The organism is Endoryza foliicola, from assembly GCF_050589245.1.
GTDB lineage: Bacteria > Bacteroidota > Bacteroidia > Chitinophagales > Chitinophagaceae > Endoryza > Endoryza foliicola.
In genome coordinates this window covers 524,431-549,113 of sequence record NZ_JBOBEW010000003.1, presented here as the reverse complement: position 1 = coordinate 549,113, position 24,683 = coordinate 524,431, and the positions used below count along the sequence as shown (strand labels likewise).

The 24,683-nt window shown below is 40.8% G+C and carries 14 protein-coding genes; 8 read left to right on the top strand and 6 right to left on the bottom strand.

Annotated features, from left to right (window positions below; translation table 11 throughout):
- Window positions 1-312: 312 nt before the first annotated feature.
- The 7 genes from ACQ2HE_RS09650 to ACQ2HE_RS09620 all read left to right on the top strand — a co-directional run bounded on the left by ACQ2HE_RS09650 (window position 313) and on the right by ACQ2HE_RS09620 (window position 15,747).
- Complete coding sequence (locus tag ACQ2HE_RS09650; protein ID WP_430898168.1) at window positions 313-1,740, top strand: hypothetical protein; 1,428 nt, start codon at window positions 313-315, stop codon at window positions 1,738-1,740.
- 16 nt (window positions 1,741-1,756) lie between these two features.
- Window positions 1,757-5,641: a hypothetical protein gene (locus tag ACQ2HE_RS09645; RefSeq protein WP_430898170.1), complete on the top strand. Its 3,885-nt coding sequence runs from the start codon at window positions 1,757-1,759 to the stop codon at window positions 5,639-5,641.
- A 9-nt stretch (window positions 5,642-5,650) separates the two neighbouring features.
- A complete protein-coding gene (locus ACQ2HE_RS09640; protein WP_430898172.1) occupies window positions 5,651-6,187 on the top strand; it encodes a hypothetical protein in 537 nt (178 codons plus the stop codon).
- Window positions 6,188-6,242: 55 nt separating this feature from the next.
- On the top strand, window positions 6,243-10,577 hold the full coding sequence (locus ACQ2HE_RS09635) for a DUF6443 domain-containing protein (protein ID WP_430898173.1): 4,335 nt from the start codon (window positions 6,243-6,245) through the stop codon (window positions 10,575-10,577).
- 9 nt (window positions 10,578-10,586) lie between these two features.
- Complete coding sequence (locus ACQ2HE_RS09630) at window positions 10,587-11,009, top strand: hypothetical protein (protein WP_430898175.1); 423 nt, start codon at window positions 10,587-10,589, stop codon at window positions 11,007-11,009.
- A gap of 1,328 nt (window positions 11,010-12,337) precedes the next feature.
- Entirely contained in the window at window positions 12,338-15,223 is a 2,886-nt protein-coding gene (gene uvrA / locus ACQ2HE_RS09625) for an excinuclease ABC subunit UvrA (protein ID WP_430898177.1), read from the top strand.
- The gene (locus ACQ2HE_RS09620) at window positions 15,220-15,747 is read left to right on the top strand and encodes a 5' nucleotidase, NT5C type (RefSeq protein ID WP_430898179.1); all 528 of its coding nucleotides are present in this window, start codon (window positions 15,220-15,222) and stop codon (window positions 15,745-15,747) included. The genes uvrA and ACQ2HE_RS09620 overlap by 4 nt, the downstream gene beginning before the upstream one ends.
- Before the next feature lie 421 nt (window positions 15,748-16,168).
- On the opposite strand, the gene ACQ2HE_RS09615 is transcribed toward ACQ2HE_RS09620, so the two are convergent.
- The 4 genes from ACQ2HE_RS09615 to ACQ2HE_RS09600 all read right to left on the bottom strand — a co-directional run bounded on the left by ACQ2HE_RS09615 (window position 16,169) and on the right by ACQ2HE_RS09600 (window position 19,862).
- Complete coding sequence (locus ACQ2HE_RS09615; RefSeq protein WP_430898181.1) at window positions 16,169-16,570, bottom strand: T9SS type A sorting domain-containing protein; 402 nt, start codon at window positions 16,568-16,570, stop codon at window positions 16,169-16,171.
- A 71-nt stretch (window positions 16,571-16,641) separates the two neighbouring features.
- A complete protein-coding gene (locus tag ACQ2HE_RS09610) occupies window positions 16,642-17,613 on the bottom strand; it encodes an outer membrane beta-barrel protein (protein ID WP_430898183.1) in 972 nt (323 codons plus the stop codon).
- Window positions 17,614-17,773: 160 nt separating this feature from the next.
- Window positions 17,774-18,214, bottom strand: a complete 441-nt coding sequence (locus ACQ2HE_RS09605; protein ID WP_430898185.1) for a GNAT family N-acetyltransferase — start codon at window positions 18,212-18,214, stop codon at window positions 17,774-17,776.
- A gap of 388 nt (window positions 18,215-18,602) precedes the next feature.
- Entirely contained in the window at window positions 18,603-19,862 is a 1,260-nt protein-coding gene (locus tag ACQ2HE_RS09600; RefSeq protein ID WP_430898187.1) for a replication-associated recombination protein A, read from the bottom strand.
- Window positions 19,863-19,920: 58 nt separating this feature from the next.
- On the opposite strand from ACQ2HE_RS09600, the gene ACQ2HE_RS09595 reads away from it, so the two are divergent.
- Entirely contained in the window at window positions 19,921-21,282 is a 1,362-nt protein-coding gene (locus ACQ2HE_RS09595) for a S1C family serine protease (protein WP_430898189.1), read from the top strand.
- Here ACQ2HE_RS09595 and ACQ2HE_RS09590 read toward each other — a convergent pair.
- Together ACQ2HE_RS09590 and aspS are read right to left on the bottom strand one after the other, a co-directional pair.
- Window positions 21,270-22,106, bottom strand: a complete 837-nt coding sequence (locus tag ACQ2HE_RS09590) for an alpha/beta hydrolase fold domain-containing protein (RefSeq protein WP_430898191.1) — start codon at window positions 22,104-22,106, stop codon at window positions 21,270-21,272. The two genes, ACQ2HE_RS09595 and ACQ2HE_RS09590, sit on opposite strands and share 13 nt — an antisense overlap.
- A 626-nt stretch (window positions 22,107-22,732) precedes the next feature.
- Window positions 22,733-24,562 carry an aspartate--tRNA ligase gene (gene aspS / locus ACQ2HE_RS09585; RefSeq protein ID WP_430898193.1) on the bottom strand — a complete coding sequence of 610 codons (1,830 nt, stop codon included), beginning with the start codon at window positions 24,560-24,562 and terminating at the stop codon, window positions 22,733-22,735.
- Window positions 24,563-24,683: the final 121 nt, after the last annotated feature.

Below are 24,683 nucleotides of genomic sequence, written 5' to 3'. Positions count from 1 at the left end.
ATTCAGTTATTTTTTGAAATGAATTGTAAGTTGTAGAGAAAGGATGAATACTTTCCTGATTGTTTCAAAATACTCAGTAAAAATTATGTGTGGAAGTCCCCGTCCGTCCGTTTGGGTAATCAAGGCTTGCTTACGTATTTTAGATGATATACAGAATGTTATATAGAATATTTTTAGGCCCATCTCGTGTAGGTGTTAACCATTAGTAAATGTTAATAAATTATTTAGTTGATTTTTGTATTGGTATCGCTTGTATATTTGAGTTATAACGGTAACGTTATGTAATAACCTTAAACCTTTTACTAGCTTCTTATGCGAATCAGGCATTTGCTTACAATTGTATGCATGGTGCTGTTGAATCAGTTATCTAATGCCCAGGTGGTAAAGATTGATTCAACGCTGGCAAGTCTCTCCGACAAAGCCATTAGTAAGCTTTCCTCGAAAGCCGATAAGCTAGCATCGAAGCTTCACAAAAAATCACTAAAGCAATTAGACAAATTTGAAAGAATAGAAAAAAAGGCACTGCGTAAGATTGCTTTGAAAGACTCTATTCTTGGAAATTCGCTGCTCCAAGAATCCAAGGAGAAGTATGCAGCAATGAAGAGTAGACTCCGCTCCGGAAGGCTTGAAACACTCGGACTCGACAACTACTTACCTAAACTCGACAGCCTTGAAACCGGTCTTGCCTGCATTACAAAGAATTTTGATGTTTCATCCAATGAAAAGTTAGCTAGCATTTCTAACGGAATTAAGAGCATTTCATCCCTGAAGCAATCTTATAAAGATGCTGGGTCTGTTAGTGCATTTCTGAAGCAGCAACGAAATCAGCTCAAGCAGTATTCGACAAAGTTTGGCTTGGATCGACAACTAAAGAAGCTAAGTAAGGACTATTATTATTATGGTCAAATGGTAGCGGACTACAAACAAGTATTGAACGATCCTTTGAAGCAACAAGAGTTGGTGTTAAAGGTGATTCGAAAAGTACCCATGTTTTCGGAGTTTTTTTCCAAGCATTCTGAGCTAGCTTCTTTATTCCCTAATAATGGAAATATCGGGACCGCCGCCGGATTGGTAGGTCTGCAAACCACTGCAATGGTGCAGCAAGGGATCCAGGGCCAATTGCAAGGTGCCAGCACTGCTCAAATAAACGCCCTTCAGCAACAGATTACACAGGCGCAACAAGAGTTGAAGCAATTGAAACAGAAACTGAGTCAAATGACATCGGGTAACTCTGAAATGGAAGTGCCGGATTTTACACCGAATTCGATGCGCCGAAAACCCTTTGCAAAAAGACTTGAATACAATGCTAATATTCAGTCAACGAGGAACACCCCCTTTTGGCCTATTACTTCGGATATAGGATTAGGACTTGGATTTAAACTAAATGATCGAAGTGTCATTGGACTTGGTGCTAGTTATAAGTTGGGGTGGGGAAGGGATATTCGCAATATTAAAATTACACATGAAGGTTTAGGGTTGCGCTCCTACATTGACTGGAGGTTGAAAGGATCTTTTTATTTGTCGGGAGGCTATGAGCAAAATTATAGACAGCGTATTGAAAACATTAGTCTGTTAAAACAGACCGACTACTGGCAACAAAGTGGGTTATTGGGGTTATCGAAGAAGATTGCTGTAAAGAAGAAAATGAAGACGGATTTTAAATTGTTATTTGATTTTTTATACAGACAACACGTTCCCGAAACGCAGCCAATTTTGTTTCGGGTAGGGTATTCCTTTTAAAGTAATTGATTCATTTATGAGAAAGAGTTTCGTTGCTTTTTTGTTTCTATGTATTGGTATAAGTGCCAAATCTCAAGAAGGCTTAGAGGTGAAGCTTCCAAGTGTGCTTCCTCCTACGCCCGAACCTGCTGCGATTGTTAAACAAGGGCAGTTAGCTGCAGGCTTATATACGGGCGCAGCACAGGCTTCCATACCCTTGTATACAATCAATGTTGGAGAGGTGGCTGTTCCCATTTCACTCAGTTATACAAGTAATGGAACACGTGTTGACGACATCCCTTCTAGAGCGGGTTTGGGTTGGGTATTGAATGCATCGGGTGTTGTGACTAGGATTGTTAGGGGGGCACCGGATGACAAGGCACCTCGAATAAAAGTTCCTACTGCACCTTCGAGCTTTAATCAAAGTAATTTTAACTATTATGTAGGTATCACAACCATCGATGGAGGAAATTCAACGTATGATTCTGAACCCGATGAGTTTTCATATAGTGCCCCTGGTATTTCAGGAAGATTTGTTTTGGACGACTCCGGTAGAGTAGTCAGTATTCCTTATAGTGCCAATAAAATCTATGTATACGGCGGCGGCGGCGCATTCAATTTTACCGGATTTAAAATCATAAGTTTGGAAGGCAACACCTACGAGTTTGGAACCGACGCCATAGAGTCAACGACCAGTCATACGAATATTTCAGGAATGGGTGGACATCAAACTGTGAACACAAGTTTTTTTCTTCGCAAAATCACCATGCATACTGGTGAAACGATTGAATTCAATTATGGAACGATTAATACTACGTCTGCAACAGGTGTTAGTCAATCGATTACTTTGCAGAATGGCGGAATTGTACAGTGTTCTCAAGTGGGTGGTTGCCCAACCAATGCATACGGTACTTTAAGCACAAAAGTTTCTCTAGTAAATTACAGCACAAAATACTTAACGAGTATTCAGTCGTCTGATGGTACGTATGTTTCACTTGGGTATGCATTCAGGCCGGATTACAGTGGTGATAACCGGGTTACTAGTCTCACAATTTTGAATGGTTCTACTTCTTTAAAAAAGTACGTTTTTAACTATACTGATCCTACAACTTTTAGTGGGGTTGGGGGCAATCCAGGTGCTTCTTTTAATACGAATAAGAGATTCTTTCTTAGTAGTTTGATGGAGTTGGGCAGACCTACGGTTACGCAAAACGATAGTTTGATTTATTCCGATACTTTAAAATATCAGTTCGATTACAATGATATCAATGGCCTTCCGGTTCGATTGTCTTATTCTCAAGATCATTTTGGATTCTATAATGGAAAAGGCAATAGTTGGTTACTACCTCCAACGGGTGACAATCTTACCTGGGGTGGTTACACGGCTGGGGTCGATCGTTCTTCTGATTGGAGCTTCGCTTCAAAAGGGATGTTGACAAAAGTTACTTATCCAACTGGAGGGTACGAGTCTTACGAGTATGAGGGGAATACTGTTCCCGGAAGCCAACAACAGTATCCCAATCCTTATGTTACGGTGTCTGTGAGTGGCACGGGTTTTAATACGTCGGATGTTGGTACTTGGACTGTTAATTTTCTTGCTAAAAAGACACAAACGACCAATATCAATATTGAGTCTAAGTTCAATCAGTATTATTGGGAGAGCATTAGTCAAACTCCGCCTGCCAACGATCCCTCAAAGCCGGTTGAGTTTTTCTTGAAAAACTTAACTAACAATACTACGGTTTATTATTCAAAACCTATTGTGAATAATACACTTACGGCATCTGTTAATTTGGTTGCAGGTAATAATTATCAGATCATGGTGAAGGTAACGGGACAGGCTTATTATGGCAATGCTTATTTAGCTCATGATACATTGACGGTTTCGAATGCTTCAATGGTAGTGAATGCTCCGGCGTCGGGGGTTCGGGTGAAGTCAATCGTTTCATACGATCCTGTTACCAACAAGCAGTTTAGGAAGTACTACAAGTATGGCTATCGAACTAATCCTGATAGTACATCCGGGATCGGAGCATTGAGAATTTCAGGTGCGACCTATGTTACCAATTCAATTACAGCTACGAGTTGCGGTACAAACTGTCTTGGGTGTTACAATTTCTGCAACAACAAAACCTTGAGTTCATCAAGTTCAATTCCTCTTTATGCATATGGCAGTGATATTGTGGTATACAAATCTGTAATCGAGACTGACGACACTGCATTTGTCAATGGCGGAACCGAGCATCGATTTGAATTGCCTACTGAATATGCTAGTGCTAATTTGGTATTAAATGATGGAATTAAGGGGCTACCTGCCAATACCAATACGAACAATGGCGGTGTTGAATCACTAACCACAGTATTCAACAGTTCAAAAGCTATTGTAAAGCAAGTTGAAAAGCGATTCAAATTTGACAGTCTTTATATAGTGGTTCCCGCAATTAGTGCTCGCCGTAACTACTTCTACAATCCAACACTACCCTACAGTGATGATGACTTTGCGCAGTTTGATGCGTCACAATATTATTGGCTGTCAATGTGGATTCAACCTGATTCAGTAATTACGCGAGAATACGATGCCAATGGTACGGTACTCACTAATTACAGCTTGGATAGTTTTGGTTTGAAGGAGAATACCTATCCGGTTAAAACAGAAACAATGGGTAGTGATGGCAAAAAAACGGCGGTGTATATGAAATACCCTAACCATTTTGCATCTACCTATCCCTACAATAGAATGGTGAGTGGTAACTACATGAGTCCAGTTATTGAAAAAAAAGTGTATGTGGATGGTCGTCAAGTGGTACTTTCAAAAACAAACTATGTAGGCTTTACGACCGGCGGCACAGACACTTTGTACGCTCCACAAAATATTGAGACAAAGAAAGCGGATCTAGCACAAGAATCACGCCTTCGTTTTTATAAGTATTTCAAGTTTAAGCGACCAGGCGAGCTTTCGAAAGAAAATGATATTCGAGTATCCTATATCTGGGACAGTACTTTTTCCAATCCCATTGCCCAGTTTACGAATGCTAGTTTATCGAATGATTCTATTGCCTATACTTCTTTTGAAGATGGTCAAAAAGGATATTGGAACTACTCGGGAACTCCTACTGGTGATATCTCTGCTCCTACCGGAATCAAAGTCTATAATTTAAGTGGTGGTGCTTTGTCGAGAAGTACCACAACAGGAAGGAACTATGTATTGACCTTCTGGTTAAAGAATGGATCCGGTACACCAACAGTTGGAGCTGCAACAGGTAAGGCGATTCTTTCGAAGTATGGATGGACCTGTTATCAATATGATTTAGTGGAGACAAATTCTGTTGGTATTAGTGGTACAGGTATTATTGATGAAGTGCGGTTGTATCCACAGCTTGCTCAAGTTACAAGTTACACGTATCAAAAAGGGGTCGGGATCACTTCTGCCAGTGGACCGGACAACAACTTGGGTCGATTCGAATACGATGCTTTCAACAGATTGTCAATTGTTAGAGATGGAGACAGAAATGTACTAAAAAAGAATGAGTACAAACTAAACCAGAACTACACGCCTTGTGCGTCAACAACGGCCAATTGGGTATCGCAAGGTGTAGAACAGTGTGTGCAATCGGGTCCTAACAACAACTATACGGGACAGCGTATTCGTCTTGAAAAAGATGTCAATCCTTGCAGTGCTACTTATTTGCAAACACGTTGGCTCAATATTGGAACATCGGGATGTACTGCCACCAATTGCACCGGCACCAACTACCGAATTCCTACCGGAGGTTCTACTTGCGTTCAAGGTCAAATGGTGTTTGTTTATCAGACTTGGATGGGTTCTTACTGGGAGTGTAAGTACTATTATTACTGGCCACAAGACGGATATAGAACCCAAGACTATATTTCTAATGACATTAATATTTGTTCAGTTAACTAAATCTAATATATGAGAATCAGTTTTCTTTTTATCTGTGTTGTGTTGTGTGCAGCGGTTGGAAAGAGTCAGTCTATTTATAGTTATAAATTATATGAACTCAATGGAGTTGATAGCATCGACTTTCAGCAGTTTACGGGTAAGAGAATTTTACTTGTGAACATTGCGACTCAACATCCCAAGGTAGGTCAAATCAAGTCGCTTGATTCCCTTCAAAATCGCTACAGGGACAGTGGCTTGGTGGTCATTGGTATTCCTTCCAACAGCTTTGGTAATGAACCGGGGACGAACGAAGAGATCGATTTGCTATTAAGAAATCGTTATGCACCCAATTTTCTGATCAGTCAAAAATTGGCGGTGTCTTACCCTGGAGCGGAGCTGGTGTACGACTGGTTTTCTGATAAGAATAAAAATGAACTGTTGAACGGTCGCGTGAAGACTGATTTTTACAAGATATTAATTAACGGGCAAGGGAAGATTGTGGGACTGTTCAGTGATCAAGTGGACCCGCTTGATTCCATATTAATCCAAGCGATTCAAAAAAATTAAGATAGGTTGATTAAAGTACAATCAATCAATAATAGTTGAGTTTAAACCTCCTCTCATGACGGCTAGAATGAAATTTGTTGGTCTATCGATCTTAGTATTGTTTTTGCAAACAGAAAATGCTGTTGCGCAACAACCGCTGCCACCTTCTTATGCAAGTGGTGTTGGCTTGAACTATGTCCGCAGTTGGCAAGTGGTAGCTCCGGACACGAGTGCAACGGCAATTGTAACGCGGCCTTTGAAAGATGTTCGGATGACGACGCAGTATTTGGATGGGTTGGCACGTCCGTTGCAGACAGTGACCAAGCTCGGTTCTCTTGAAACGGGTGGAAGTTCAGCCGACTTAGTCGCTGCTAATGTGTACGACGATTATGGAAGAGAGGTCTATAAGTATTTACCTTTTGCAGCAAATACTACAGCAGGGAATGCGTCACTAACCGACGGTGGCTTCAAGGCCAATCCCTTTCAACAGCAAGAGGTGTTTATGCAAGGAATGTATTCTAGTCAGGGGGAGACGTATTATTACGGTAAAACTGAGTTTGAGAATTCGCCGATGCAAAGGGTGACCAGGGCCATGTCGCCGGGCAATAACTGGGTAGGTGCGAACAGAGGCATTCGAAAAGAATATTACTACAATCAATCAACAGAGACGACGCTTCGCAGATGGGTGGTTGCCGATGCTATTGGAAGCATCCCTACATCACCTGCTGCCTACGGGGCAGGTCAATTGAGCAAAGTGGCTACCTATGATGAAAACAACAATCTTGTTTACGAGTATACCGACAAAAAGGGAAAATTGGTTATCAAGTCCATGCAGGTAGGTTCGGAGTGGGCGATGACAACTTATATTTACGATGATTTTGGCTTCTTGCGCTGCGTGATCCCTCCGAAAGCCAATGCTGCTATTGCTTCAAACTGGACGCTTACGCAAGCGATTATGGACGAGCTTTGTTTTCGATATGAGTACGATCAGCGCGGACGGGTTGTTGTTAAGAAGGTTCCCGGTGCGGATGAAATGAGAATGGTGTACGATGCAAGAGACAGGGTAGTACTTTCTCAGGATGGAAATTTAAGACAGAAAAAGCAATGGCTGTTTACCAGTTATGATGAAGCCAATAGGCCTGTTACAACCGGTATCCTTAATGACGCTACTAATTTCAACAACAGAGCCTACCACCAGGGCCTTGCCGACGCAAGTACCAGTTATCCCAACTTGTCCGGCTATACTTATGAAGTGTTGACAAGAAACTTTTATGATAACTATGTTTGGATCTCTAATTATCTAGTGCCCTTCAGTACTACAAGGGTTACTACAGACGATGCTAAGTTTTTAACTCCTTCCACTACTTATCCCTATCCACAGGCATTGACTCAATCGGACAATATTTACGGAAAGCCAACGGGTATGGCGGTGAAGGTGCTTGGGACCAGTCAGTTTTTATATACGGTCAACTTTTACGATGCCGATGGCAGGGTTATTCAAACCATCTCTCAGAATTTAACAGGTGGCACGGTGACCAGTACCACGCAATACAGTTACTCGGGACAGCCCTTAGTGAACTATTCTGTTGTAAAGTACAATACTTCTAGTGCTACGGCGGGAACCCTTACCAAGTATGATTACGATGACTTAGGTCGGGTACTCACCATTAAAAAGACTGCTTTAAATTCAGCAGGCATTACAAGTGGAGAGAAAACAATCGTTCAGAACGAATACGATAAATTAGGACAACTAAAGAAAAAGAAACTGGCACCTGCCTATAAATCAACCGGGCTTGAAAGTCTTTTATACGATTATAATATTAGAGGTTGGATGCTAGGAATGAATAGAGATTATTTACGAGATCAAGGTGGGGTTGGTTATCAAGATAAGTATTTTGGTTTTGAATTACGTTATGACAAAGATTTTGCCATGAGTGGCAATACCGCAGGCGCACCCAATCAATTTAATGGTAATATCAGTGGTAGTTCATGGAAAACGAAAGGGGATATGGTGCGACGTAAGTTTGACTATGAATACGATCAGTTGAATCGGCTGTTGAAGGCGAACTATACACAGAATAGTACAGCTGCAAGTGGGGGCTCATGGACAAAAACTGAGATGGACTATAGTGTGCATGGTTTTGATGCTGATAACAACTGGGGCATTAAATATGACTTGAATGGTAATATTTTGCAGATGATTTCCCATGGATTCAAATTAGGAGATCCTACCGGTTATATCGATGCGCTGCGTTACACTTATAATACAAACAGCAATAAGTTGAAGTATGTGGGGGATGATTACTCGGATCCCAATACAAAACTCGGGGATTTCAAAGATGGTACAAATGCGCCAGGAACGGATGATTATGCCTATGATGTAAATGGAAATATGAAAATTGATAACAATAAGTCCATTGACTCCATCCAATACAATCACCTAAACCTTCCGGCTTTTGTACATATTAAAGGCAAAGGAAATATCACCTATACCTATGACGCTGCCGGTAACAAATTAAAGAAAACCGTATTGGACAGCACGGCTGCTCAAAAAGTGACTACCACCGTATATGTCGGAGGACAAGTATATGAGAACGATGCTCTGCAATTCATGGGACATGAAGAAGGTAGGGTACGTTATAAAGCTGCGGTAGGAAGCACTCCGGCCAGTTTTCAGTATGATTATTTCTTAAAAGACCACTTAGGTAACGTACGAATGGTACTTACAGAAGAAAGTCAACAAGATGTTTATCCGGCACTTACATTTGAAGGAACGTGGACAGACACTACGACAGCTGTAGCGATAGAAAAACTCTACTACAATGTGGATTCTTCGAAGATTGTAAATGCTTCTGTTGCAACGGGCATTACGGCCTATCAAAACAACAACGGCAATCCCCCTTTCAACAACAACCCGAAAAGCAATACCACTGCCAATAGTGCCAAGGTTTATCAAATGAACGGTTCTGTGAATAAAACAGGACTAACCATTGCATTGAAGGTAATGGCCGGTGATACAATTAACATATATGGAAAATCCTACTATAATTTAAATGGCGGAACGATATCGGGTACTACCACGGCTCCAACAACTTTAGCGCTGCTCACTTCATTTGCAGGTACCAATGCCATTAGTAGTAAAGGTGTTAGTGGAACGGCATTGAACAGTATTACTCAGTTAACCTCAGGCATTACCAGTCTATTGGGAACCCAGCCTGCTCAAACGTCTAGTACTCCCAAAGCCTTCATCAACTGGATCTTATTTGACGAACGCTTTAACTATGCAGGTGGTGGCTACGACAGGGTCGGTAGCAGCGGAACTGTTAAAAATCACAATAGCAGTACCATTCCATCCATTGTAGTTCCGAAAAATGGGTACATTTATGTATATTGTAGCAACGAATCGAACATAAATGTGTTCTTTGATAATTTACAGATCATTCACTCACGCGGACCAATTGTGGAGGAGACGCATTATTATCCGTTTGGGTTGATAATGGCCGGAGCATCAGCAAAAACCATTAATGCTGCTGGTTACGATTTAAGCTGTGGATGTGGTAACAAGAGAGGATTCAATGGGAATGAGAAGCAGGAAAATGAATTTATAGATGGATCAGGACTAAACGTATACGACTTCAATGCTAGGACTTATGATCAGCAAATTGGTAGGTTTATACAGATTGATCCGATACCCGAAGAAGGAGATCAAGAGTCTTTGTCCCCATATCATTTTGCAGGAAATAACCCAGTTTTGTATAATGATCCGGATGGCAAATGTCCATGGTGTTTGGTTTATGTAGTAAAATTTTTAGTTGGTGCTGCTGTTGAATATGGATCTCAAGTCTACGATAATTATAAAGAAGGTAAGACAGGAGCTGACGTTCTTATCCCTCAGAGTACAGGAAAAATTATTTTAAATGGTGTAACCAGTGCTTTTGATCCGTCGGGTGGTGCAGTTAAAAAGGCTGTTCTAAAAACCGTAAGTAATGTGGTGGAATCTGTAGGAGGGCAATTATTAGAAGGTAAAAAAGTTGAGCTTGGAAAAACTGTAAAAGATGTTGCTGTGATGACGTTGTCAAGTGTTGTTAAAGTTGATGGGTCAAAGACAGTTGCAAGTGCCGAAAAGAATGCTGCTAAATTGGAACGGGTAGCAAAGAATAGCCCTAGTGCGAGAAATAAAATACAAGCTGCCCAAGCTAAAGATGCTGCAAAGGTTGCAGATTTAAAGAATCAAGGTCTCGAAACTGCTACTACTGAGACTACCGAAAGTATTGCTGGCAAAAAAGCCGATAAGATAGACTTCAGCGCTGGTTATGGCGTAAATAATTTTGATTTTCGAGGGCTAGGTGTAGACAATACATCTGTTAAAAAACCTACATTTCGTCCAGTTCGTCCGCTATACAGTCAATAATTTATTTACATGAAAAGATTAAGATATTGGGTATTAGTTTTGGCGGCCATAACCGTTCTTGTAATTGGCTTTTTTTCAGTTGGAATAAAAATTTTTATCAAATATCATGGTGTTAGAACAAATGCATTTGTTATTAAAATTCCAAATTCCTGCGACAAGTATAATCATATAACTTTATTAATTGATTCTGCTTTTTACGAAGTTAGTATTAGTAGGTCTGATTGTAAAAATGCGGTTTATAAGGTTGGGGATATAGTTGTTGTGCTTAAAAGTGACCTATTTGATGAAGTTATTTGGCCTGAAAATCAATTTGAGTACTTACCTATTATATTTATTTTACTTGCAATCATTGGATATTTTTCTATTAACTCAAATTTGAAGGAAATTCGAATTGGTAAAAATCCAGTGACATCTAAATCTGATTCCAGTTGATTGGTATTCATAATCAGAGTATTTTTTTGAAATCCCTTTCAATCTATATGTTCACTATTTGATTGTTTGTAATGAAGAACAAGAGTTTTTTTGATATTGCTTAAGAAATTATGAACGCGAATAACATGCCATTGCTAGTAATTTAGAAATTGAAAACTAGTAATAGTGTTATTTTCAAATTATACTAGTAGCAGAATCTAGCAAGCACGATAGAGTTTTACCTTTTTGATTGCAGTAATCATTGTATAGATTGTTAATGCGAATATTATTGAAATGATTTCTATCATATTCTATCCTATTTTTATCCCATGAACGCAATTGGTGTATTCGACTCAGGATATGGAGGACTAACGATTTTTGAAAAAAGATTGTGAAGAGGTTCCCGTGGTAGGACTATGTGTACTTGAGTTTAGTGTTAAATAGACGAAATCAATTAGATTAGTTATTTAAGACTGATTTGGGGGTGCTCTCTAGGATTCAATCTGGTGTTATACCTCAAGAAATTGACAAGACAAGGACACCTCAATTGTATTAAAAGCGCAGTTGTATGAAAAAAAATTTGTTCGTAGTTGGGGTACTATTTTTTTTATCTTGCGAACACAAGTCAAAGACTTCCAGATATCGTTTAAGCGATAGTTACGAAAAAGTAAGTAAAACAAAGGACGTCAATTATTTAATCGAATATTCAAAAAAGCTCCCATGTGTTTGCAGTATTAGTATAGGAATAGAAGGGTCGTATAATCCGGATGGAGAGTACTTTAAACGGTTAAACGAGTTGGCTTCTGATTCATTGTTAATTGAATTAACTCGAAGTAGCTCTCCTAACCTGAGGATTTCTTCTTTTTGGGAACTTGAAAGTAGAAAATCCAAGAAGTTGCCGCAACTTATAGAGCTTCTTAGTAATGATACTTCAGAGGTGTGCGTAATAGATGGAGATATTAAAATACACAGTACCATTGGACAATTAGTTCAAGTATCAAAATCCAAATAGAATTCCAATATCAAGTAATACAAACGTTATAGATATTTGCGTAATTTTAAAAGCCTGAGCGTTGAACAGTAGTACAGTAATTATCAGAATTGAAAAGAATATGTATGCTTATTTTTCTAAATACCTCAATCACCCCATCCTAGGTTTTTGTTACCAATAAATTCTTCCACTTCCTCATTTCTCCTCCTGCATTCCCCCTGTTCCTCCCCCTCTTCTTTCTTTCTCCCTCTCGTTTTCCACATTCCCCCAATTCCTCCCTCTTTGCTAATTAATTTAGCCTTAAATTTGCCTAGCCCGCGGCATAGAACCCCGGGATTTGTGGAGGTACGTAATTACTATGGCAACAAAAAAAACAACTGCTTCTTCTAAAACTGAATCGCCTACGGTTGATTCTCAATTGGAGCAAATCGAGATCTATGGCGCACGGGAGCATAATCTCAAAAACATCGATATCAATATCCCCAAGAATAAATTGGTGGTGATCACCGGCATCAGCGGCAGCGGTAAAAGCTCCCTGGCTTTCGATACCATCTACTCTGAAGGACAACGCCGCTACATGGAGAGCTTTAGCGCCTATGCCCGACAATTCATGGGCGATATGGAGCGACCCGATGTAGACAAAATAACAGGCCTTTCCCCCGTTATTTCCATCGAACAAAAGACCACCAATAAAAACCCACGCTCTACCGTGGGTACCATCACTGAGATCTATGATTTCATGCGCTTGCTCTATGCCCGTATTGGAGAAGCCTATAGCTACAATACCGGCAAACGCATGGTGAAATGGAGCGAGGAAGAAATCATCGCCAATATTTTCAAAAAGTTCAACGGTAAAAAAATATCCTTACTGGCGCCATTGATCAGAGGTCGGAAAGGTCATTACCGAGAATTGTTTGAAGACGTTCGAAAAAAAGGATTCCTGAAAGTACGTGTAGATGGTGAGATCAAAGACCTCGTGCCGAAAATGCAAGTAGATCGCTACAAGATCCACGATATTGAAGTGGTGGTAGACCGATTGAAAGTGAGCGCCGAATTCAAAACCAGGATCAGTCAAAGCGTGCAGCAAACGCTGAAGATAGGGAAGGACTTGATGTTCGTGGAAGTTGAACCTGATTCACCCAAAGCCGCGCCACTGAATGTTGGCTATTCAAAACTGCTCATGTGTGAAGATACCGGCATCAGTTACGAAGAACCTTCGCCCAATGCCTTCTCCTTTAACTCTCCCTACGGTGCCTGCCCTTCTTGTAAAGGATTGGGTACGATGTATCAAATAAACATGGAAGCTGTGATCCCCGACAATTCATTGAATGTGAAAGAGGGTGGAATTGCTCCATTAGGTGAAGAACGCGAAGCACATGTGTACCGCCAAGTACAAGAGATCGCTAAAAAGCAAAAGATATCCTTGTCCACACCCATCAAAGATCTTTCCGAGAAATCATTGAACTTCTTATTGTACGGAAACGAAGAAGGTACCGAAGAAGACATTGATTTCGATGCAGAAAAATTTGATCCATACGGGCCTTTTGAAGGGATCATTCCCATGCTGAAACGTTGGTTCAACAACGGCTACAGCGAAGGCTTGCGCGAATGGGCGGAAGGTTTCATGATCGTTAAACCTTGTGAAACCTGCGGCGGAACACGCTTGAAGAAAGAAAGTCTTTGGTTCAAAGTTGATAAAAAGAACATCGCTGAAATTAGTGAGATGAATCTCGATGCTTTGGCAGAATGGTTCAAAACCATTGAAAAGCGCTTGAGTGATAAACAAAATGCCATCGCTAAAGATGTGTTGAAAGAGATTCGGGATCGCTTGCAGTTTTTATTGGAAGTAGGTCTTACTTATTTAACCATCAATCGTAGTTCTAAAACCTTGAGTGGGGGAGAGAGTCAACGCATTCGTCTCGCTACTCAAATTGGATCGCAGTTGCAAGGGATTACTTATATCTTGGATGAACCTAGTATTGGGTTGCACCAACGCGATAACATGCGATTGATTGAAGCACTCAAGCATCTACGTGATATTGGTAACAGTGTATTGGTAGTAGAGCACGATAAAGACATCATGATGGCTGCCGATCACTTGATTGATATTGGCCCTAAAGCCGGATACCATGGTGGAAAAGTAGTGGCAGCAGGCCATCCCAAAGATTTGTTGAAGTTGGATACCCTCACTTCCGGTTACCTCAACGGCAAACGCTCTATTCCGGTTCCCAAAGAGCGAAGAAAAGGAAACGGTAAGTTTTTGGAATTGAAAGGCGCTACCGGAAACAATTTGAAGAATGTCTCTGTGAAGTTTCCACTCGGTAAACTGATCGTAGTAAGTGGTGTGAGCGGAAGCGGCAAATCTACTTTGATCAACGAGACCTTGTATCCGATTCTTTCTAAACATGCTTACGGATCGAGGATGACTCCGTTGGAGTACAAAGAGATCATTGGACTAGAGCATGTAGACAAAGTAATTGAGATCGATCAAAGTCCAATTGGTAGAACCCCTCGTTCGAATCCGGCCACCTATTGCGGATTCTTCACTGATATCCGAACGCTTTTTGCCAATGTGCCGGAGGCGAAGATTAGAGGTTACAATGCCGGTCGTTTTTCTTTCAATGTAAAGAGCGGTCGTTGCGATGTGTGTGAAGGAGGCGGCATGCGTGTAATTGAAATGAATTTCTTGCCCGATGTGTATGTGCATTGCGAGAAATGCCAAGGCAAGCGCTATAACCGAGAAACCTTGGAGATTCGATATAAAGGGAAATCAATCTCCGATGTGTTGGACATGACGGTGGAAGAAGCTGTAGAGTTTTTCCAAAACGTTCCCTATATCTATCGCAAGATAAAAGTGTTGCAAGAAGTAGGCTTGGGATATATCACACTAGGTCAAAGTGCAGTTACTTTAAGTGGGGGAGAAGCGCAGCGTGTGAAGTTGGCAACAGAACTTGCAAAGAAAGACACGGGTAAAACATTTTACATCTTAGACGAACCCACAACCGGTTTGCATTTTGAAGACATTCAACATTTATTGGATGTACTCAATAAATTAACCGATCGAGGAAATACTGTATTGATGATTGAGCACAATTTGGATGTGGTGAAAGTGGCCGATCATATCATTGATTTGGGTCCGGAAGGCGGGGCCGGAGGTGGAAAGATCTTGTTCGAAGGAACGCCCGAAGGATTGGTGAAATGCAAGGAAAGTCATACCGCAGTTTATCTAAAACATGAACTATGAAGAAAAGAATTATTGTAGACATGGACGAAGTAATGGCCGATGTACTAGGCGCCATGGAGCTTTGGTACAAGGAACGTTATGCGGCCCCCATCGACTACGATCGCATGAAAGAAGGATCTTTGGTAAAAGGATTCCCGGAAGAAGTACAGCCCATCATGCGTCAGCGTTTGTTTGAGCCCGGATTTTTCAGGCACTTGCCTGTAATGGCGAATAGTCAGGAAGTATTGAAAGCCATCAATGACAAATACGAACTCTTCATTGTATCTGCTGCAACAGAATTTCCGAATTCGTTGAAAGATAAAATGGAGTGGTTAAACGATCATTTCCCCTTTATAAGTTGGCGCCAATTGGTTTTATGCGGCGACAAGAAACTCGTAACCGGAGATGTGATGATCGACGATCACGGTCGCAACTTGGTTCATTTTCCCGGAGAGAAATGGTTGTACCATGCTCCGCACAATGTGTTGGTAACTGAGTATGAGCGGGTGATGGATTGGGAGGAGATTGGGAAGCGATTGCTGTAAGGATAATTAATAATTAATAAGTAAGAATTAATAATGAAACAGCCGAGCTAATTAATAATTAATAAGTAATAATTAATAATGAAACAGCCGACGGTCAGGTTGATTAGAATTAGAAGGCTAATCTGTGCAAATCTGTACTAATCTGTGGCGATCTGTGGTCAAAAAAAGAAAATGAATCTAGTAATTAAGTCGAGTCTTAGCGACTTCTTTGAGACCTTCTAATACTTTACGAATAAAAAAGCCGAGATATTCTCTCGGCCTTTTTTATGTGTGTTAATCCAATAAGCGAAACAGGGAGTGATCAATAAAATCTTTTTGTGGGTACAATGAAAAATAGGGAACGGATCAGGTTTTGACTCAACCGGATATTAGATTCTACTAATTTTCCCTGCTGCTTATTGGCAATAGCGTGCACAACAAACTATTTGACGGTGAGCAAACCGTTTTCGATGCGCTCATCATCACTAAACACTTCGAACGAATATTGACCTTTCTCAATATTGTTCACCACTGTTGTTTGTTTGTTGCGAATGTTCACTTGTTTGATCAATTTTCCGTCAATGTCAAAAACGAAAAGTTGATACACTTTTCCCTCTTCTCCGCTTGCGCTGAAGAATAACACTGAACTAGTGTTGTTGGGATAAAGTTTGATTTTGTGCTTTTTGCTGGTTAACTGTTTCTGAATGATGATTGAATCTTTCAGTGTAACCTGAGCAGATGGGGATACTGTAGTGAAACCTGATAAAGCGACCACTATGGTCCCTGATACCATCAAGGAGGTGAGGGCGCGCGAATAAGACTTGTAGCGTAAAATTTGCTTCATAGTAATCGCTCCGTTAGATTTCAAAGGGTACGGATTAACAAATATCTTTTACTAAAAACTATCTCTGATAATTAGAAACGGATAGGGCAACGTACGTCTCCGGTATAACGACGGCTGTCATCTGTTCCTAATCTGATTCCAATTTTGAATCCGACAGAATAGTAGGCATCGTTGTTAGTTGGAGTACCGCGTTTGTCGCCAGGACCGAATGTAGTGCTACCTACGTTATTAATATCGGTCTTGTTTGCCATACGCTCTGCCAATCGAGCTTGTTCAGTGGGTAAGTAAGTATAGAACAAGGATGGGTTAATATAGTTAGTACTAACATCATCAATATAGTCGGTAAATGTTTTGCGGTGGATGATTTCAAGACTCAAGCTTGTTTTATCGCTCACAAAGTATTTGATACCGATACCCATTGGGATGTTTAACTGAGTAAGTTTGTACTCTTTACGATCAGGGTATTCAGGGAATCCTTGACCTTCTGTGTGCAAGGGTTTCAAATCAACCCATGTACCTGAGAAGTTATCGTATCCTTTAGGATTGAAGTGGAAAGCACCCACACCAATTAAACCATAAGGACGAAGTTTATGAAATACATCGATTGGTTCGTATTCAAAGAATACAGTAGGATAGATCTCCATTGCAATGAAGCCTTCCAATAATCGAGATTTAAAGTTGGAGTTTCTGATCTTACGAGCTTCTTCCAAACCACCTTTACCTTTGATGATGGCATCATCACCTTCTAATGTTCCGGCGTTTAAGCTCAAACGAAAGTTGATCCACTCTGAAGGTTGATAAGAAAGGAAACCTCCAATCATCAACTTCGTCATTTGTAAGTTATTATCTTTCAGGAAAGTAGTACCTCTACCGTAGTTACCTCCTAAGTCGCCTAAGAAGTTTGATGGACCGATGGTAAAACCACCTTCCCAATTGGAAACTTTTTCAAATAAGTTTTGGCTTTGCGACGGGAGCGCGTTAAATATTACAAGCAGAATACCTGCCACGTACTTCCACACAAAAGGTTGTAGCTTTTGTTTCATGAGATATTAGATTTAGTTTTCAGATGGTCAATGATTTCAGCGCCTAAACTAATAAACGCTGGACATACTTACAATAAACGATAGAAAATACTTTTCTTGTGTGTGGGCAGAAGAATATTTTTTAACGCATGAAACTATGTAGGAGAATTACTATGTTTTTCTATAGTAACATTTCTATGTGATCGATGCCATCTTCATCGTATACATCGCTTATTTGTTGAAAACCAAAGGATTCATAAAAGTTCTTGAGATAGAGTTGCGCACCAATTTTTATCGGTGCTTTTCCCCATAATTCATAGCATTTATCGATGGATACACGCATTAATTCTTTCCCAAATCCGGAACGACGGTCTTTTGGGTTGGTGATCACTCTTCCTATAGATATATAATTTGGGTAACTCACGCCTACAGGAACTAAGCGAGTATAGGCTGCTAATCGATCTTCGTTCCAACCCATTAAGTGATAACATTTTTGATCTTTATCATCGGCGTCTTGAAATACACAGTTCTGTTCTACTACGAATACTTCATTGCGTAGTTGAATGATCTTATATAATTCTAGTGGTGTTAACTCGTCGAATGGTTTTGTTATCCAGTTCATTGTTATATTGATCTTCTTAGTTATTAAATGCGATTGGGTTCACCGCAAAGTGCGCAGAGAACGCAAAGAATTCGCAGAGTCTTGACTTACTTCCTAGATTCATCTTCATTTTTTGACCACAAATAACACTGATTAGTACAGATTGACACATATTCGTCTTCTAATTCTAATCAACCTGACCGCCGGCTGTTTCATTATTAATTCTTACTTCTTAATTCTTAATTACTCCCCCTGCTCATCTTCTTGTTCTTTCTCTGTTTTTTCCTCGTTCCTCGTCTCCTCTTATCCTCGTTCCTATTCTCCCAGCTGTTTCATTATTAATTATTACTTATTAATTATTAATTAGCTCGGCTGTTTCATTATTAATTATTAATTCTTAATTATTAATTCACTTATATTTCTCCCACCGCTGCTGCAAAAACTTCCGCATCTCTTCTTCTCGTGCATTCTTTCCGGGTTCAAAGAATTTTTGATTTTTTATTTCTTCCGGTAAGAATTCGTGTGGAACGAAATTGTTTTCATAGTTGTGAGCATATTTGTATTCTGCTCCATAGTTCAATTCTTTCATCAATGCCGTTGGTGCATTGCGAAGAGATAGAGGTACGGGAAGATCGCCTGTTTGTCGCACCATTGCCAGTGCAGCATCAATGGCTACATAGCTGGCATTGCTTTTAGCAGAACAAGCCAAATAAATGGCGCATTGACTGAGAATGATTCTTGATTCAGGATAGCCAATTTTATTGACTGCATCAAAGCAATTGTTGGCCATGATCAAGGCGGTTGGATTGGCATTGCCAATATCTTCCGCAGCCAATATCAACATTCTGCGGGCAATAAAAGATACATCTTCGCCTCCTTCTATCATTCGTGCCAACCAATACACCGCTGCATTGGGGTCGCTGCCGCGAATCGATTTAATGAAAGCTGAAATGATATCGTAGTGTTGTTCTCCTTTCTTGTCGTAGATCGCCATTCTGCGCTGCGCAATGTCCATTACCAATTCGTCGGTGATGGCTGCTTCTGCAGGTAGGGAGTCGCAAACCAGTTCAAACAAATTTAACAGCTTTCTAGCATCTCCTCCTGATATTTGCAACAAGGCATTGGTTTCTGCCAATACTTGCTTTTTCTTGCGCACCGATTCGTCTTTGGTCATTGCATCGTTCAACAATTGAATCAACTGCTCCTTATTCAAATGTTGTAATACATACACCTGACATCTACTCAGCAAGGCCGCATTTACTTCAAAACTGGGATTTTCTGTGGTAGCGCCTATTAAGGTAATGGTACCTTTCTCAACAGCACCTAACAATGCATCTTGTTGCGATTTGTTGAAGCGGTGAATTTCATCTATAAATAAGATAGCCGACCGGTTTCTCTTAGCGGATTCAATCACTTCTCGCACTTCTTTAACACCACTGCTGATGGCACTGAGGGCATAAAAGGGTATCTTTAGACTGTGGGCAATGATATTGGCCAGCGTGGTTTTGCCGGTTCCGGGTGGACCCCAGAGGATCATAGAAGGGATTCGTCCATTTTCAATGGCATTTCGAAGCACCTGTCCTTTACCTACCAAATGCGTTTGGCCGGCCAGTTCATCCAAGGTTTTTGGACGCATGCGTTCTGCCAAAGGAATTTCCTGAAATAACATGCCCGATTTTTGCATGCAAACTACAATAAGTTTGCCTTTTGTAAGTTAAAACCCTGATATGCGGTCACTTTTTTTACTGGTAGGATGGCTCGGTTTTTCGATGGTTTTCGGCGCGTCGCTGCAAGCACAGGGTCCCGATTTGGCGGCCCAATATGCCACCAATCAACCGGCTGTGGTAATGGTAAAAACGGAAGTGTCTGCCGAAGTAAATGTGGCCCGCATCAATATCAATGGAAGGGCTTTTAATCGATTGCTCGATTCGATCCATGATCAAGAATTGGACAGCATTTTTTTGACCCCTTCCCAGAAACTCGACATTGTTTTAAATGCTTTTTACCGCCAACCCCGCAGGTACTTTACTCCTGAATTTAATTATTTCCGTCACCGCGAACGAGTAACTGCCACAGGCTCCGGATTTCTCATCAGTAGTGATGGCTACGTGCTTACCAATTGCCATGTGGTGGACGAGAATGAAGGTGAGATCAAGCGACGATTCATTTTATCTGCGTTCAATTTTATCACTACTACTAATATTCAAGCGATTGAACAAGCTTGGGCCATTCAATTTACCGAACAACAACGCAATTTGCTCAACCGCACTTTTGCCGATGTATATTCTGAAATGGTGCCCATGGAGTTTGAAAAGTTGGAGAAGAAATTATGGGTTTCTTTTCAAATGGAAGACTCGCACGGCATTAGTGTGCCACTTGAACTGGCTGCAACTATCATAAAGAAAGGACAGGCCATGCCCGGTAAAGATGTGGCCCTTTTAAAAGTAGACCCTCCGTTTCAATTGGCTTCTTTGAATTTGTCACTCGATTCAATTCCGGCTGTGGGTACCAATTCGTACGTCTATGGTTTTCCCAATCCTGTTGCAAACAATCCCTATTTATCGAATGTAAGTGCCGCGGCTCCCTCTTTTACAAAAGGAATTGTGAGTTCTTGGAAAACAACCATTCACCAATGGCCGGTGTTTCAAATGGATGCTACCATCAATCATGGCAATAGTGGTGGTCCGGTTTGCAATGATAAAGGAGAAGTGATTGGAATGACCACTTTTGGAAGTCTCGATGACAATGCTCGTGGATTGGCTGCCGGACTGAATTTTGCCATTCCCATGTCAATTGTGAAAGAATTCATTCCCGATAGTATCGAATTGAAAAAGTCTCCTGCCTATTTAGAGTTTTCGAACGGTATTAAGTTGTTTTATCGTGAACATTACAAAGCAGCCTTGGCCCAGTTTGAGCGATTGCATTTGTATCATCAAGGATTTCCGGGATTGGAGTATTACAAAACAGAAGCCTCAAAAAGAATAAAAGAGGGGAGAGATCAATCACCCAATTCTTTCTTTTTCTATCTCATTTCATTTCTCATCTTTGGCTTGTTTTTTTGGATCGTTCGCCGCACTTATCTGAAATAAGTTGAAAAGAAGGTATTCATTTTCGTTAGTGCATCCAATAAATTATTACTATTGAGTCCATGCCCCTCTGTAGGGTAATTGACATAGGTTACGGGTACTTTTACCTGAGTAAGCCAGTCTTTTAGTTTAACCGCTTGAGATACATTCACTACTGTATCTAAGGAGCCATGAATCAGCATTGTTGGACTTGAACTAATATTGGCAGCAGCAATTGGGCTGGCTTGTTGGTAGGCGGTTAAATTGGAACTAGGTGTTGCTCCAATAAAGAGCGCGATCGCTTTTTGCAGATCAGCATTGCTTTGGTTATAAAGATCTGCCATATCTGTTGGACCGAAAAAGGATACCACAGCAGTGGGCTTCTTGGGTACTTCACTTTTATACGTGTATAGCAATGCCAAATGACCACCGGCACTGGTTCCTAATAAAGCAAAATTCTTTGCATATTTATAATGATCGGAATGCTCTAATAGATAATTATAGGCCTCAACAACATCGTTGTAACAAGCCGGAAATTTAGTGGCGGGGGTGCCGTCAAATAGCGTATAGTTGATATTGGCGATGGCCATGTCGGGATTTTGAAACTGAAGCATGGGGATCATGGCGTTGAAATCGGCTTTGTCGCCCGAAACCCAACCACCTCCATGTATCAAGATCAAAACTTTGGTATTTAGTGAAGTTCTGTTGGCCGGCAAGTAAAGGTCCAATGTTTTTTTAGAACCCGTGCCATAGCTCACATTCAATATGGTTTCGGCAGATGCGGGCTTGTCGTTTTTAGTACAAGAGACCAAAAAAAACAATCCGATGGCCACTAGTGCTGGTTTCATGTGACATCGTTTGAAGGAAAACTACAAAAATCGGGCTGAAAAGTTGAAGAGATAGCATTATTTAGAATCGCTTTAACTTTTTGAGTTTAGAAAGCTGATTCTAAATCCTTGATGTACTGATTACTTTTTTTAAGCAGTGTTGTTTGCAATAACGCACAAACTAGATAAATCACAAACATTGCAGTATAAACTGCCGGAACAATATAGGTATATTTAATACTAATTTCATCGCGATTGGACATTTGGATTAGATTATATACAGTAAATAAGACTGCAAGTATGCACATGATAACTAATATCCAAACAGCTACACGGGTTCCTTTTAGAAAAGCAGTCAGATTTTTGGTTGTGTAAGATTTAAAATAGTATCGTTTTAAAAACCTTCGGAACAAAATTGTATTCCACACGCTACCACCAAATGGAATGATAACTAAGATATAGAAAAAAATGGACCAAGCCCCCAAAATTAGACCGGACGTAAGTATTCCAATAATTGAAGTTATTAAGAAGATTGTAGAAACAATCATATTCAAGTAATTAAAAACTGTGGCTGTTGTTTTTTGTCGCATAAAAAAAGGATGACCAAATATACTGATCATCCTTTAATAACATATATAAATTTTCGACTAGTCGTTTAGCTTAGTAGCAATGCTTAACTCTTTCAATTGTTTGTCATCAATTGTAGAAGGAGCATCTAACATCACGTCTCTGCCGCTGTTGTTTTTAGGGAAGGCGATGAAATCACGAATGCTTTCACTTCCTCCTAAAATAGAACAAAGGCGATCGAAACCAAAAGCGATACCACCATGCGGAGGCGCGCCGTATTCAAATGCACCCAAGAGGAATCCAAATTTGTGAAGGGCTTCTTCTTCGCTCATACCCAAGGCAGCAAACATTTTCTCTTGCAAGTCGCGTTGATAAATACGAATAGAACCACCACCAATTTCATTACCGTTCAATACCATGTCGTAAGCATTTGCCTTAATATTCGCATAAGGATGCTCGAGGTAACGGGCTGCGTCTTTGATACTTGGCTCGTTGTCGATCATGGTTTTTATTTGATCGGGCTTCGGAGAAGTGAAGGGGTGGTGACGGGCTACCCAACGATTCTCTTCGGGATCGTATTCGAACAGTGGGAAATCGAGTACCCACAATAATTTGAATTCATTTTCTTTACGAAGTCCGAGGCGCTTACCCATTTCCAAACGCAATTCACTCATCGCCTTACGTGTACGTTCTTCGGCACCGGCTAAGATCAAGATCAAATCACCGGCTTTTGCACCTGCGGCTTCGGCAATTGCTTTCAAGCGAGCTTCGTCGTAGAATTTGTCGACGCTGCTTTTTAAAGTACCGTCGGCATTGTATTTAATGAAGGCCAAGCCCATCATTCCAATTTGAGGACGCTTCACCCAATCGGTCAATTCATCCGTTTGTTTACGTGTATATTCGGAACATCCGGGAACCGCAATGGCTACAACCGTTTCAGCATTGTCGAATACACCAAAGTTCGCTCCATCAATTAAATTGCTGATGGAAGGACGACCGGGGAAGGTGTGTGCAGGGAATTTCAAGTTCAAGAGTTGCATGCCGAAGCGGATATCAGGTTTGTCGTTACCATAGGTCCACATCGCATCTTCCCAGCTCATGCGTTCTACTTTGTCAGTATAATCAATTCCTTTCACATCCTTGAAAATACGCTTGATCAAACCTTCGAAGGTGTTTAGAATGTCTTCTTGCTCTACAAAACACATTTCACAGTCGATCTGGGTGAACTCGGGTTGACGGTCGGCTCTCAAATCTTCATCACGGAAACATTTTACGATTTGATAGTAGCGATCATAACCGCTTACCATCAAGAGTTGTTTGAATGTTTGGGGGCTTTGAGGCAGGGCATAGAATTGACCCGCATTCATACGCGAAGGCACTACGAAATCGCGTGCTCCTTCCGGAGTTGATTTAATAAGGAAAGGAGTTTCAATGTCCATAAAATGATGCTCGTGCAAATAGTTGCGCGCGCTTCTGTTCACGGCATAACGCAGTTCCAAGTTCTTTTTAACGGCGTTTCTCCTCAAGTCGAGGAAACGGTATTTCATGCGGAGGTCGTCGCCACCATCTGTATCATCTTGAATGGTGAAAGGAGGAACCGCCGATTTGTTCAATATGTTGAAGGAACTTACTTTGATTTCAATAGCACCGGTAGGAATATTGGGGTTTTTATTGCTTCTTTCTTGAACTTGACCGGTTACTTGTAATACGAATTCGCGACCCAATGGATTGGCGTCTAACTGCGAATTCAACTCTTCTCCAAATAACAATTGCGTGATGCCATAGCGATCTCTCAAGTCTACGAAAGTGATGCTTCCGAATTTACGTACCGTTTGCACCCAACCGGCTAAGGTTACTGTACTGTTGGCGTGCTCCAATCTTAACTCACCACAGGTATGTGATCTAAACATAATGTCTGGATTTTATCAGGTCGCAAAGGTACTTCCAATAATGCAATTTTCCTTTGGGAAGTTTGGGGGAGGGGGAAGGATGTAAATTATTGAAATTTAATAGGTTGAAGATGGTTTGGTA

Bases quoted from the DNA above. Each gene is read 5' to 3' on its own strand.
- ACQ2HE_RS09650 (WP_430898168.1), top strand. From the start codon at position 313: ATGCGAATCAGGCATTTGCTTACAATTGTATGCATGGTGCTGTTGAAT.
- ACQ2HE_RS09645 (WP_430898170.1), top strand. From the start codon at position 1,757: ATGAGAAAGAGTTTCGTTGCTTTTTTGTTTCTATGTATTGGTATAAGT.
- ACQ2HE_RS09640 (WP_430898172.1), top strand. From the start codon at position 5,651: ATGAGAATCAGTTTTCTTTTTATCTGTGTTGTGTTGTGTGCAGCGGTT.
- ACQ2HE_RS09635 (WP_430898173.1), top strand. From the start codon at position 6,243: ATGACGGCTAGAATGAAATTTGTTGGTCTATCGATCTTAGTATTGTTT.
- ACQ2HE_RS09630 (WP_430898175.1), top strand. From the start codon at position 10,587: ATGAAAAGATTAAGATATTGGGTATTAGTTTTGGCGGCCATAACCGTT.
- uvrA (WP_430898177.1), top strand. From the start codon at position 12,338: ATGGCAACAAAAAAAACAACTGCTTCTTCTAAAACTGAATCGCCTACG.
- ACQ2HE_RS09620 (WP_430898179.1), top strand. From the start codon at position 15,220: ATGAAGAAAAGAATTATTGTAGACATGGACGAAGTAATGGCCGATGTA.
- ACQ2HE_RS09615 (WP_430898181.1), bottom strand. From the start codon at position 16,570: ATGAAGCAAATTTTACGCTACAAGTCTTATTCGCGCGCCCTCACCTCC.
- ACQ2HE_RS09610 (WP_430898183.1), bottom strand. From the start codon at position 17,613: ATGAAACAAAAGCTACAACCTTTTGTGTGGAAGTACGTGGCAGGTATT.
- ACQ2HE_RS09605 (WP_430898185.1), bottom strand. From the start codon at position 18,214: ATGAACTGGATAACAAAACCATTCGACGAGTTAACACCACTAGAATTA.
- ACQ2HE_RS09600 (WP_430898187.1), bottom strand. From the start codon at position 19,862: ATGTTATTTCAGGAAATTCCTTTGGCAGAACGCATGCGTCCAAAAACC.
- ACQ2HE_RS09595 (WP_430898189.1), top strand. From the start codon at position 19,921: ATGCGGTCACTTTTTTTACTGGTAGGATGGCTCGGTTTTTCGATGGTT.
- ACQ2HE_RS09590 (WP_430898191.1), bottom strand. From the start codon at position 22,106: ATGAAACCAGCACTAGTGGCCATCGGATTGTTTTTTTTGGTCTCTTGT.
- aspS (WP_430898193.1), bottom strand. From the start codon at position 24,562: ATGTTTAGATCACATACCTGTGGTGAGTTAAGATTGGAGCACGCCAAC.